General features: G+C 27.6%; 9 protein-coding genes. 2 read left to right on the top strand and 7 right to left on the bottom strand.

The features are described 5' to 3' along the window. Positions 1–3 precede the first annotated feature (3 nt). From D2A34_RS19285 to D2A34_RS19275, 3 genes are all read right to left on the bottom strand, one after another. Positions 4–4056, bottom strand: a complete 4053-nt coding sequence (locus D2A34_RS19285) for a TIGR02680 family protein (RefSeq protein ID WP_119367673.1) — start codon at positions 4054–4056, stop codon at positions 4–6. Between the two features lie 142 nt (positions 4057–4198). Continuing rightward, on the bottom strand, positions 4199–5344 hold the full coding sequence (locus D2A34_RS19280; RefSeq protein WP_119367672.1) for a TIGR02678 family protein: 1146 nt from the start codon (positions 5342–5344) through the stop codon (positions 4199–4201). 6 nt (positions 5345–5350) lie between these two features. After that, complete coding sequence (locus tag D2A34_RS19275; RefSeq protein ID WP_119367671.1) at positions 5351–6838, bottom strand: TIGR02677 family protein; 1488 nt, start codon at positions 6836–6838, stop codon at positions 5351–5353. 373 nt (positions 6839–7211) lie between these two features. Between D2A34_RS19275 and D2A34_RS19270 the strand changes: the two genes are divergently transcribed. Beyond that, positions 7212–7595 (top strand): BlaI/MecI/CopY family transcriptional regulator, encoded by a 384-nt coding sequence (locus D2A34_RS19270; protein WP_119367670.1) that lies wholly within the window; start codon positions 7212–7214, stop codon positions 7593–7595. A gap of 5 nt (positions 7596–7600) precedes the next feature. Continuing rightward, positions 7601–9352, top strand: coding sequence for a M56 family metallopeptidase (locus D2A34_RS19265; RefSeq protein ID WP_119367669.1), 1752 nt, complete (start codon positions 7601–7603; stop codon positions 9350–9352). Between the two features lie 263 nt (positions 9353–9615). Here the strand turns inward: D2A34_RS19265 and D2A34_RS27500 are convergent, their stop codons facing one another. From D2A34_RS27500 to D2A34_RS19245, 4 genes are all read right to left on the bottom strand, one after another. Continuing rightward, positions 9616–9750 (bottom strand): hypothetical protein, encoded by a 135-nt coding sequence (locus D2A34_RS27500; protein WP_279221639.1) that lies wholly within the window; start codon positions 9748–9750, stop codon positions 9616–9618. Between the two features lie 266 nt (positions 9751–10016). Continuing rightward, the gene (locus tag D2A34_RS19260; RefSeq protein ID WP_119367668.1) at positions 10017–10943 is read right to left on the bottom strand and encodes an alpha/beta hydrolase family protein; all 927 of its coding nucleotides are present in this window, start codon (positions 10941–10943) and stop codon (positions 10017–10019) included. A gap of 709 nt (positions 10944–11652) precedes the next feature. After that, the gene (locus tag D2A34_RS19250) at positions 11653–11898 is read right to left on the bottom strand and encodes a hypothetical protein (RefSeq protein ID WP_119367667.1); all 246 of its coding nucleotides are present in this window, start codon (positions 11896–11898) and stop codon (positions 11653–11655) included. 948 nt (positions 11899–12846) lie between these two features. Further along, positions 12847–14418 (bottom strand): PAS domain-containing sensor histidine kinase, encoded by a 1572-nt coding sequence (locus D2A34_RS19245; RefSeq protein WP_119367666.1) that lies wholly within the window; start codon positions 14416–14418, stop codon positions 12847–12849. Between the last annotated feature and the right edge of the window lie 43 nt (positions 14419–14461).

The raw sequence follows: 14461 nt of genomic DNA, 5'->3' as shown, positions 1-14461 counted from the left end.
ATATTAAACCTCAACTTCCATTGTCTTTACTTTACCATTCCAATGATATTTAAAAGGCAGAACTACATCCTCCCCTTGTCTTATAAGTTCATATATAGATAAGCTTTTTACACTTTCATAAGTTCCCCATAATACTTGAGAGTTTAAAACATAATCAAGCTTTAAATTTTCGATTAATGTAAACATATTACTAATATTATCTTCATCTACTCCTGCAAAAGCTTCATCTAAAGATATTATTCTTGGGCAATCCTTTTTATCAGCACTATTATATCTGGCATTTACTGCAGCAAAAAGTGGTACATACATTGCCATTGCTTTTTCTCCACCAGAAAGTTTAAAAAATTCATTGTCTGTTAATTCTTTTTTTCTTTCTGTTGGTTTTGAAAATGATAATTGAAATTCAAACCATTCTCTATAATCTAATACTTCCTTTATTATGGTATGATAATTTCTGCTTAAACCATCTTTATCTACAATACGCTTTTGTCTCTTTAATTTTTCTTTAAAATGCTCAGAAACACTTTGCCTTTGCTCTTCTGTCATAAAGTGAGGTGTACTTAATATTTCAGTTAAATCTTTTATATTAATTTCACCTTCATTTTCTGCCTTCTTTGGTCTCCAATTTAGATATAATTTAAAACCACTTGATGTATCCATATTTCCCATAAGTTCATCAATTTCTTTAACCCAGCCTTTTGCCTTATAGATTTTAGCATTTATTTTACTGCTTAAGGTATTTATTAGAGTATCCTCAAATACCTCTCTTTCTTTTTCATTTATAAGTAATGCCTGCTCTTCTAATGCACTTTCAAGATAACTTATTAATTGATAAATAGATGTATCCTTCTTATTGAATTTTATCTTTATATCTAATCTTGCAGCTCCTTTGAGAATTTCATTTTTAATATAATCGTCACTTTCGTCATAATTAAAGATATTTTCAAGTTTAGGATGGTAATCTATAAGATAACTTTTATTTATATTGAAGCTTTCATGTAATACAGATTGAAGATTAACATTTTCTCGTGTATTATTAGAAGTTTCAATAATCCAATTAATGGACTCATTAACTTCTAGGTCACTTAATTCTTCTATATATTTAAGATTAAGTTCATTTCTAACAATCTCTTCAAAGTAATTTAACTGAGTTTTTTCATCTAATATACTCTTTCTTTTTAAATCAATTTTCTCTTCAATAAACACTATTGCTGTTTCTTCTCTAGCAATAAAGTCTGAAATCCCTTGTATTTTTTCAGGATAATTAGTTATTATATCTGTTACTAGGGCATACTCTTCTTCAAGTTTGCCTAAATCAAATATTTTCATTGCTTCTGTTAATCCCTGAATATTATTTATCCTTTCATTTCTTTTATCCTTAAGCTTATATAACTCTCCGTTTACATTATCCAAATTATATATTATGTCCTCAATGTACTCCTCAAGCTGTTTTCTTTCTTTGTGCTTATAATAAATTTCTAACAATAGATTTTGTAAATTGTTTATTGTTTTTCTATAATCTGAAATTCCCTTCATTGCTTCTTCGTAGCTTTTTTTATTTTTAGGAATTTTAATGCCTTCACTTTCAGTAAATAATTTTATTTTTAAACTTTTAACTTCTTCTTTTAATCCATATATCTTCTCATTTATATATTGAAGGTCACTTATCTCTTTATCTAACTTCCTTATATTTTCGTCAATTACCTTTATGGTTTCTTTAATATCATCAGTTTTAGGAAAGCCTTCTTTTTCTTCATTTAAAATAGAAATTCTTTCAATTAAAGCTTCTATATTTTTAGCATATATTTCTTTTTCTTTAATTTTCTCATTTTTATATTTTTCTAAGCTTTCTATTTTCTCTTTTCTATAATTTTCTCTTGAATTAAGACCAATGTATTTTAAATTATAATCATCATTACTATAGCCATTAATGATTCCAATACCAAATCCACTGTTTTTAATATATGTATTATTTTTATTTCTTTCATTTATTGATATAGACATCAATACTCTTTTTACATCTTCTTTATATGTACTCGCAAAAACTTCATTTTCAATATTAAAATACTCATAAATATTCTCATCTTCGCAATTTACATCACTAAAAATAATTCTATAATTTATATTTTCTAATACTTCTAAAGCTTTATTTTTAAACTCTGCTGGAACTATTAATGAAGTTAATATTCCCATATTCAAAAGACTGCCTTCTAGGCTTTTCCTCTTTGCTTCATCTAAATCCTCTTTAAAATCAATTACTTTATAGAAATCTTCATATGGAATCGAACACTCCTCTAACTTTTCTTTAACTTTTAAAAGATAAGCCTCATCTTCAATTATTTCCTTGAAATTAATTAGATTATTAATTTCCTTATTTATATTTTCTATGTCTTCAAGTACATTTTTCATATAAATTTCACTATTTAGCTTTAATTCATTTATTTCATTTTTTATAGTTTCTGCTATTTCGCTAACATTGTTTCTAATGTTATCACAATGATTTACTTCATAGATTTCATTTACTTGTTTATATATTTCTATTATTTCTTCTTTACTTATATTAAGTTCCTTAAGTCCTGTTATGTATTCATTAATCTTTTCAATATATTCACTTTTAACAGTAGTTAAATATTCTTTTGACTCTGCAAGTACATTTTCTTTAGTTTTTACAATCCCCTGATGCTTGCTTTGTTTTTCTTCCATAAGATTTAAGTCAGTTGTTATATTTTCATACTTTGTAATTAGATTATAAGAAGACCTTACTGCAATATCATATTCCTCTATTATAGTTAAAATATTATTAAAATCATACTCCGTGTCTTTATCTATAATACCTCTAAAGTCTTCGGTATGTTCAAAAAATGATTCATCCCTATAATATTCTTCATCATCAAGAATTTCTTTAAAATTCTTTGTTTTTTTATATAGTTCATTATCTAATTCTTTAGTTAAATTCTCTTTTTCTATTTTAGTTTGAAGTATTCTATTACTCTCATTTTCTTTTGTTTTTATTTCTGCTTGTATTTCCTTTAAGACTTTTTCTTCCTTTGATATTTCATCTCTAAGAATAAAGCCTTTATTTCCTTTTAATGTTGATTCCTTAATTTTAGCTTTATTAAGCTCATTTTGCATTTCTTTTAATGTAATCTTTTGATTATCTGTATGTCTCTGCTTCTCCTTTAACTCACCTTCAATTTTTTCTAATGACTTAGTGAGCTTTTCAAAGTTCATTAATTTATTTTTATATTTAACTGCCTTTTCATATAATATGTTTAAATTATATTTATCAAATACTTTTTTTATCTTACTTGCGCCTTCTATACTCTTTTTAAGCTCTTCAAGTCTTAAATTTAAATTATCCATGTTATCCATAGCTTCTGCCATAGGTCTTAAATCATCATCAGATAAAGTGTTTAAAGATTCCTTTAAAATCTCATAAATTACTGTTGGCTTAAAATCTTTTGATAATTTTGGACTTCTAAGCTGGATTAATAAATTTAAAAGATCCTTATAACTTTCAATATCAGAATATCCAAATAAATGTTCATTTACCTTTTCCATATATTCTCTCTGAGTTGTTGCAAAGATATTTCCACTTCCTAATTCATTTTGCAGCTGTTTTGATGTAAGTGGAAACTTTTGACCTGAAAATTTATATAATTTAAAATCAATATTTATCCTTCTTCCATCTTTTAAGATAAAGTACCAGGAATCTAATTGTTTACCTTTACGTCCCCTGAGTCCCATACCTATTGTTATGTAATTATTTGATTCAGGTTTTACAAATTCAATATATAAATAAGAAATTCTATCTTCATCCTCTTCATTAACAAGTATATAATTTTCTATTTTTCTTGCATTTGATCCAAAAGGGTCTAACCTCGAAGGTCTTTTATCTCCATCAAGGAGAAGTGGTATAAAGCTTTGAGTGGTTACTGACTTTCCACTTCCATTAGTTCCTCTAAATATAATTTTTCCATTTGATAATTTAAATTCTTGATCATCATAATACCAAAAATTAAATAATCCAAATTTATTAGCTGTCCATCTCTCCATCTATTTTTCCTCTCTACTCTAAGGCACAATCAAAAAAATAACAAATCCATCTGCCAGCATATTTTCCATCATCCTTCGTCGGCAGATTGCCCTAATAGGCCCACTATGAGGCCAATCAACCTCCTTACCTGATGAAAAATATTCATGGCAGATCGGCGTTGTTATTTTCTTTCATGTGCCTATAATCATCTGGGTATTTACCTGTAACTTTTACTATTAACGGCATTAATTCTACATAACCATCTTTAACATTTATTAAATAATATTCTTCCATAAAACTTTTTATTTCTCTAAGATAGTAACTATCTAAAGCATCTCTAAAGGCTTTAGTAAAACCATGTCCATGCTCCTTTTTAACTTCTAAAAGTATTTCATCAAAAAATTCTTCTTCTATTATAATTGTATCTTTCTCATTTATAACAAGCTTTTCATCTTTAATCATACTTTTTATTTTCCTATTAACAAATAAAGTTATTGCACTTTCTCCCTTTCCACTTGGAAAGGTGTCCTTAATTTCATTTGCATTTTTTATTACTGCCATGGCGCCATTTTTATGAATATGAATATCCCATTCAAGATATTTTTCAAATATGCTTTTTATGGAATTTCTATAATTTTTTATGTACTCATAATCACTACTATTTTCGTTATTGTATACTATAGGGGATAATGTAAGCTCTCTAAAAACTCTGTTTTTTCGTATAATTCCTTTATCAGTGCTAATTCCCTCTACTGCATCTTCTAAAAGTTCACTATAACTTTCCGAATCAAAAATTTCTCTATTAAACCTTCTGACTACATACCTTGATATCCCTGTGCTTTCATACAATATTTCACCATTTTCACTTTTATTAAAATCTTCCTCTTCACCATCATTTTTCTTAATGATTCCAAGTTCTAAAGAAAATTTTAATACTGTTATTAGGCTTTTTCTATTTTTAAATACTGTCCATTCTATTTTTTCACCTGGATAATTATGTTCTATATATTCAGTTACATTTGATAAAATAAATTGCTCTTCTTTATTTTTATCTTCAAGATACATTAAAATAAGTAAAAAGAAAATATATTCTTTTTTATTATTAAAGCTTTGTATTCCCATCCAGCTTTTAGGTATTGCAGGAATTTTTTCAAGCTTAATGAAATCCTCTTTAATAATTAGATTATATGAAAGATTGTCATTTATGAATTCTCGATAATTATCAATATTATCTATAATATCATAATAAAGATCACGATCTTTTTCCTTTAAGATAATATAGTTTTCAAGTAGCTGTGTAAATTTCATTAAAGATTATTCCTCCCTGAAAATAAGTTCATACGCAGGCATAGTTAAATCGCCATCTTTGCATTTTATAAGTATGGTTTCATTTTTTTCTAAATTTTCAACCTTATAAAACTTCCCAAATTCATTTTTAACCCATTCATTATTTTTTCTATTTAAACCTAAAGACAGCCATCTTAAAAATACTGTCCTTTCCTCTCTTGTTATACCATCTAAATCCTTAAAAGATAGTTTATTGTTTTTTATTCTGCTCTCAAGAATCTGCCTTTCCTTTTCCCTTTGCCTAAGGACTTCAATGGCTTTTTCTTTCTTTTCTTTAGATTTATCTTTAACATATACCCTGCTTGCTGTTTTTTCTTTATATCTATTACTTGGCTTTACTGTTACTATTGTAGGTTTTTCTTCAAATATGCTGCTGTTTATACTTTCAGTTTCACGATCACTTTCGCAAACTATATGCCTTGATGAAATAACTCCAAATACAACAGATGAAATCTTATGAGCTTCTTCAATATCTTCACAGTTATTAAATATATTAACTAAAGTTTTATATTCCTCTTTTCTGCTTCCTCCAGAGGTTTGCATATCAATAATTTGAAGGGCATATCTAGTAATTTTTCTCACTATCTCATTAGTATTATCAAGAAGACTATCTATCATTGAAATATTCTTTCCATCACCCATGAACCATTGTTTTATATTTATGTACCTTGCATAATTAAACTCAAATTTTTCTTCTATATTATAATTTTTATCTAAAGAAATATTGTTCTTTTCATAGTCAATTAATTTCTTTATAAGCTCCTCTACTAACTCCTCATTAATATTTTGAAAAATCAGCATTATTTCAGGCACATGCATCTGTATTCCCTTAATAAAACTTCTAATGTACCTTATAAAATTTTCTTTAAATAATAAAAATTCTGTAGTCTTTAATAGCTGTTCTGTTTTAGGTGAATAAAATATACTTATATAATCTTGATAATTTTCATTTAGAGTTTTAAAATCACCATTTAAAGTAGTCCACCAAGTGAAAATCTCCTGCTCATCTGCCAGGGTAAGTTCATTTATTTGTTTAAGAGTATTTTTAAATCTCTCAATTAAAGATATTTCTAATGAACCTCGAAGTATTTCATTAGCACCTTCAAGCTTAATAAGAGTTCTCTCAAGTTCAATAGTATTTGGTGAAATCTGATACTTAAACTTTCTATTTTTAAACTCTTCTAAAGTCTTAGCTCTCCCCGTATCTTGAATTGTTAAAAAGTTTCCCCAGAGTTCTAAAGAATCTAAATCCTGCTTTAAATTATCTATGGTATAACCCTCAAATCCTTCAATTTCTTTAATCTGAGTATAAATATCTTCTTTATAAAGCCATAATTTCATCTTATCATATTCACAATATGCTATTCTTAAAATCACCCTATATCTATGCGCATTATCAGCTGTAAGATATGAAGCTTCCATAACCTTCTTTTTGGTTTTTGAACTTATATCCATTGAAATTACCTTCCTTTTAAATTCTTGTCTTATTGATTATTTAGTCTCCATTTATTTCTTTAAATTATATCATACGCTGTGCAATTAAAAAAAGCCATCTCAATGTGGATATCTTTTAATAAAACTCAGTTCTACTTTAAAGATTTCTCCAAAATAACCTGCAAAAATCCAAATATTTTAACCACTACAAAATTGTCGTGGTTAAAAACACATTACTAATTTATTCCCCTGGAACTATTCTTCATACAATCTATAAATATCGTGTCTAAAAACATCATGAAAAATATTCCATTTTTATATTGATATTTCCTAATTGCGAGTATAAACTAAGAATATAAATTACATTTGTAATCAGAATGGAGGTGAAATAATAATGCATGATTTTCCCAAAATATCAAATGCTGAATGGGAAGTGATGAAAGTAATATGGAATCACCCTGAAATTAACTCAGTTAACATTATACATGAACTACAAGATAAAGTAGAATGGAAACCACCTACAATAAAAAGTCTAATAAACAGATTATTAAATAAAAATATAATTGGTTTTAAAAAATCAGGTAACGAATATTTATATTTTTCTCTGATACCAAAAGATGAATGCATAAAAATAGAAAGCAAATCTTTTATCAATAAAGTTTTCAGCGGTTCTATTAAATCTATGCTCTTAACCTTTATTGAATCAAAAGAAATATCTGAAAGAGATATAGAAGACTTAAAGAACATACTCAAACAATCAAGTCAAAAGAAAGGTTGACATGTATGGATTTTTTTAACATTTTCGAGATAATCATACTCTCTTCTTTAGTCGGGAGCATAATAGCACTAATGATATTAATTATAAAAAGGATATTTAGAGATAAATTAAATCCTACATTTCATTATTATATCTGGCTAATATTACTTATAAAATTAATAATTCCTTTTGGACCAGAAAACTCTCTGAATTTTTCTAATATCTACCAAAACTCATATATACAGAATAGCACCAATGAAAATTCACAAACTGTACAAATAGGTTCTGTAAAACAACCTCAAGACACAGATTTAGAAAATTTAAACCCAACAAATTCTTTTAATAATTCAGATAACAATAAACTCAATCCGCATATTTATATACCATTCAAAAAACAAATTCACATTGAAAAACTATTCTTCTTTCTCTGGATATTAGGAGTTGTATTATTAATATGGATATTTATTTCAGCACATAAAAAATTCAAACAAATTGTTGGCGCTTCGATTAAAGATGTGGATAACACACATAAAGAAATTCTATATAATTGTATGAATATTATGAATATAAAAACTGTAGTAGAATTATTATATTGCCCTAAAATAAATAGTCCTTCTTTATGTGGATTAATCAAACCAAAGATATTAATCCCAATAAATATAGTTGAAAATATTGATGCTGAAGATTTTAAATATATTATAATGCATGAATTGACTCATTTGAAGAAAAAAGACCTATTAATAAATTGGATTATAACTTTATTATCTATTATTTATTGGTTTAATCCAATAGTTCTTTATTGTCTTAATAAAATGAGAAAAGACTGTGAATTTTCCTGTGATAACCATGTGATTTCTTATTTGAAAGAAGGCGAAAATATACAATATGGCAATGTACTAATAAAAGTATTGGAATTATGTGGGTGTAGTAATAGACTTATTTATACAACTTCATTGGTTATGAATAATTCAGAAATAAAAAGGAGGATTTTTATGATTTCAAGATATAAGAAAATTAATTTTAAAGGTATATTGCTTGGAACTATTATTGTTGTTTTTATAAGTAGCATAGGAATTGAAATAAATACCTCAAAACCAAGTATTGCTAACGCCACAACATTACAAACAACAGCACCATTAGCAACTTTTAATAATATAGTTAATAATGCATCAAACGAGACAACCACAACCACTATAAAAAAATTACCAACGGATTACACAAATCCTATAACACCATTTTCATCTGATATAGTTATTTACAACAGTCATGCTGATGAAGATTACCCATCTGGTATAAATGTAACTGATGTAGGTGCTTTAATTAATACTAAACTTGTTAATGAAGGTCTAAAAAGCAATTTTATCAAGTGTACTGTACCCGAAAAATATGCTGATTCATATCAGAATTCACGTAATTTAATAACAGCAGATGTTAAAAATTATTCAAGTACTATTCTGTTAGACATACATCGAGATACATCAGATGACCCCAAATCTAATACAAGAAAAATATTATTTGCTATTACAAAAAACAATCCTTATTATGAAGAAAGTAAAAAATTTGCTGAATGTCTATCTCAAAATATCAATAATTCAAATCAAGTTAAAACAGAACTAGTTTCTTATAATCGTGGACAATTATGTTTTAATCAAGATTTATCTAAAAATTCCGTACTTATTGATATTGGTAATAACATGTCCAACGATAGTGATATAGAAACTTGTGTAAATGCACTTGTTTCAGCTTTAAAGAAAACTCAAAAAGATTTATCTAATTAGTAATCAATAATTAAGTAGGCTTACCATTTCTGATGATATAGTAAGCCTCTACTAACCCACTATATTATTTCTTTTTATTATTAAGAAATGATTAGTTTACTCTACACTTTTGCTAATAATTTTAATTACATTCTATAAAGGATCCATTCATTTGTACTTAGATTTAACCTTAGGTCACAAAGCATTTTCATATTATCCTTTATAATTTCACATGTAAAAGTATAGATGTAATCCCCATCTATTTTTTCTTTATCCCTATTTTTTTATAAAAAGATTTTACCAACATTCCTTTTACGACTTATCAATTCATCTTTTATAAAGAACATCATGTAATCTAATGTATTTTCTAAATCAGACTCTCCGTATTTTTCATACTCTATTACTATTGCTTTCTGCAATATATCATCTCATTTTTGTTAACTTTATACTCATGATTTCCGAATCTCACTATATATGTACCTTCCATAACAAATAGTAGGACATGATCTTGCAAATACATGGCCCAGTTTTCATACCGGAGTAAGAGCATGCCCCTATTACTGACAATCCCTTCATCTCCAACATAGTAATACTCCCTAGATCCTTTGGTGCTTTTACAATTCTTTTGAATGAAGCCGCCATTTTTATTCTCTCATTTTTGCCTGATTCACAATGATCATGTGGTCTAAATCGACATAATCCACTTGGCCACGTCTTCTAACACTGAGTTATCCAGCGTTTGGGGAATATTGTATTCTTCCAATACGCGCACTATTGTACCATACATCGCTTTCATAAACATATGGTTTAATCCAGGGTAGAGTTTGCATGTGGCGTTGTCGTGGTCTTCTAATATCTGTTGGTACTGGTTAAAATCTTTCTCAATGGAAACCTGAACGTCTTTATCACCCTGCAAAACTAAAAGTGGCTTATGAGTTTTTATAAGAAACTCTTTAATTGGTTGCTGCTTCATTTCCTTTAGATACCATGCATAGACGGAACCAATCAATAGGGTCTGTTTTGCTGTCTCTTCAGACATGCTTACCATAGAATTAAACTTGTCTTTAAGTTCTTGTACCTGCTGTGATGCCATTTCATATTGAGATTCGTCAAGCTGTTTCAAGACATCTTCATTCTGGTCAATGATAACTTCTTCCAGAGTTCGAAATGTGCCAGCAAGAATTACTAGTCCTGCAAAATCACCACCCTCAGCATCAATTCTTGGAGCGAGCATCCCACCTTGACTGTGACCAATCATAAATACGCGGTTAGCATCTATACGCGGGTCTGTCTTTAACATACGGGAAGCAAATAGAACATCATGAATAATCTCTTCTTCCACGGTTAAACTGCCACCAAATTCTTGAATAATCTGCTTGCCATATGTGTAGGTGCGTTTATCGTATCTTAGTGATGCAATCCCTTTTTTTGCAAGACCGTCGGCGAAGTCTCGAAATAGTTTATTAGCTCCAATTGTTTCGTCTTTATCTGCTGGACCTGAACCATGCACAAATACAACCGCTGGAACTTTTTCTGTTTTGGTATCTGGCAGCGTCAAAATCCCTTCCAATGGATAAGCTGTGCTTGCTTGAATCGTAACTTGTTCTATCATACTTGAACCTCCTCTAATCACAATAAAAATAATTCAACTTATTATGCTATGTGATTTTATCGTCTAATTTCTATTATGAATATCACTCTTTGCCATATTCCTTCTCTAGGTTCTTATATTCTCCCTAAGTGAGGCTCTGATTATTCCTCCTGAAAAAAGGCTTATGTTAATTGTTATATATAATATTAATCTTATCAGATACTATCTTGCTTTGCATAAAATTATTATTGTTTGCTTATTTGATTATACACCAAAAGGTTTAATAATTTATCTGATTGTAATAATAGCAGAGACTTATCTTCAAAGCTTTTCCCTGCGGCTCATTTTATTTGTCAATTAAGTTCATTTGATACATTTAAAAATATTTCATCCTAACCTTTAAGTGCTTATTCTATTTTATTTTTAGTTATTATATAGCCTTTTCACTAAAACAAGATGTTTAATTCTTTTATCTTCTTAAGTTTCATCTAGAAATCTTATATGAGTTTTGTGGTTGACGTCAAAAACGGTATTGCTCTTATAGCATGAATTAACATTAAATAAATTAAAGCCAAGGTTTTCTAAACATAGAAAATCTCAGCTTATAAAATATTTCTTTATCAGATTCTGATACATTAACAGCTATATAATTTCAATTCTTTTAAGTTAATAGTTATACCTAATTTTAATAATACATCAAGTCCAAGTAAACCATTTTTATCTTCTAACTTTATCTAATTGCTCCTCTTAGTACTGGCATTTGAATTATATTCATTGATAATTCTTCTTTTGATGTATGAAACACAAAATTATCACCTTTGCATCTAATTAATACATTACTTGCTTCATCATCATCCAAAACTCTTACTACAGCTACATCATCTATACACTTTTTGTTCTCTTCAATATGAGCCTCTAAGCTTTTTAAAAGCACAAATTTATTAGGGTATATATTTCTTACTTCTTCCCACTTCATATTCTCACATCCTAATAATTATTATAAGTTTATAAATGAGTCATTTTTCCTATCAATATTTCTACCTCAATTATATCATAAATTTAGGTTTGATCACTCATATGTCTATATTATAATTATTTCCAGTATTAAGCAAAGTTATACGCACATATGTTCTTCGAAGATGAAGAAATTAGAAGTATCCCTTGAGAGACTCCTTAATTTACCTGACTTTAATTATTTCGATTATCTTTCCTTATTTCTCAATTTCTTTATTTTTCTAAAAAACTATGAAAAATCTTCTTTTAATATCCTTGAAATAATTTTGAATACAACTTCCATTAAATTTTACAAAATTTATCTTTCGTATCATGTATATATAAAATAAAATTGCACATATTAATATCATAAGGAACATAATAGTCGAGCAAAGATTTATATATGCTCTTGATATAAGGGTGTATATAAGTCGAACAAAGATTTTATAATGGTTATAACATATAGTTGTTATAATAGTCGGCGATAAGATTTTATATGGTGGGGAAAAGTTTTATTATAGTTGATTTATATCTATTATACTAATACTCCAACTTAGTGTATAAGGTCGAGTTAACATTATTTAATGTGTTGAATTGATTTAATATAGCCGTGAGGTTATATTAAGTTGAATAAATATGTTACGTGGTGGAGCGAAACATAATAACTGGTTGCGATTTGTTGTATTATAGTCGAAAGATTATAATATGATGATAAACTATCTTTTATTGTGCTAGTGAAGATTGTTATGCTCTTTAAAAAAAACCGTATTTAGTATAAATTTATACTAAATACGGTTTTTTAATCTTAAATGTACTAATTAAGGCACTATCAAGAAAATAACAAGTTAATCCATTAGCATATTGGAATTTGTTATTTTCTTTTATGTGCCTAAATCTATTTTTATATTTTATTAATTCATAATTTCAAAAATTAAAAATAAACATCTGAAAATTCTAATCTTATGCGTTCATCCTTATTTCTAATATTTTTATCATATATCATATTGTCCTTAGCTACTGCTCCAGCTGGAAGAGTCACAGTAAACTTGCTTCCTTTTCCATATTCACTTTCAACATTTATGCTGCCACCATGTAATTCAACGATAGATTTAACCAGATTCAATCCAATCCCAGTACCTTCCGTATTTCTAGATAAAGACTTATCTACTTGTTCAAATCTATTAAATATAATATCCAATTTTTTCTCTTCAATACCAATACCATTATCCTTTACTGATATTTCAACCCAGTCATCCATATCCTTAATATTTACAAATATCTCACCATTATCATTTGAAAATTTTGTAGCATTCGAAATAAGGTTTAGCATTATTCTCTCTATTTTTTCTGGATCACATGCAATAATCTTTTCTTCTGTATCCGTATCAAAAATAATATTTAAGCCTTTAATTTTAACAAAACTGGTTACTGACATGACTATTTCTTCTACGACATTAACTATATTCGCATTTAATAGGTTAAGTTCCAAAAATCCTGCTTCTATTTTTGACGAGTCCACTATATTGTTAATAAGCTTTGATAACCTATAGGTATTTAGCTTTATTGATTTAAAATGTTTAATAAGTATATCCTCTTTATTTGTTATTGAATCATCCATATAATACATTTCTAATAACTGAGCCGTTGCCGAAATTACATTTAATGGAGTTTTAAGTTCGTGAGATATATTAACCAATAACTCTTCCTGGGATTTTAATGTCTTTTCCATGATTTTATTCGCCTTTATTTCAGCGGTAACATCCATTTCTAATAATTTATTTTGTTCTTCTAGCATCTTTTCTAAATTCTTTCTTTCTGTAATATCCCTGCTAAATCCTGATACAGATACTAAATCCCCATTTTTATTATATGTAGGAACTAAAAAGTCCTCTATCCAAACATAATGCCCATCTTTATGCTTAAATCTTACACAAAAAGCTTTGGAAAAATCCGAGTTTTTATCCACTTTAGATTTTTGTATATGAAGATCATCAGGATGAACAATACTAAATGGAAAATTAGAGTCTGTATAATGCATTTCTAGATCATATCCTAAAATTTCTTCAATGTAAGGATTGATATATATAAATTTGAACTCAGGTAGAATTTGAAATGTAAAAAAAACATCCTTAGTTTTTTCACACGTTTCAATTAGTTGATTATATCTCTCTTCAATGTGAAGATATTTGCTTATATCTATAAGAGATAGGTATGCCCCAACTATTTTAGAACCATCATTAAAAACAGGTTTAGAGACAACCTCAAAAAGTAACTGTTTGCCATCTTTTTTCAAAACTAAAGTCTCGAAACTTTCACGTGATAATAAATCATTAAATCCATAACCTAAAAACTTATCAATATTAGAATTTAGAATTTCACTTTGCATAAATCCTAAAATCCTATAACAGTTTTTAGATATAGATTTAATTAATCCATCTGTATCCACTTTAATAAGTAACTCTCTCTTTATTTCAAAATTATCTGAATCAACATTTAAGTTCATTTTCCCATTCTCCTGACAATATATGTATACTAAATTCAAAAGC

It is taken from the genome of Clostridium chromiireducens (genome assembly GCF_003575225.1).
Classification (GTDB): Bacteria; Bacillota; Clostridia; order Clostridiales; family Clostridiaceae; genus Clostridium; species Clostridium chromiireducens.
The sequence above is the reverse complement of the archived record's forward strand: the minus strand, read 5'-3'. Positions and strand labels throughout refer to the sequence as shown.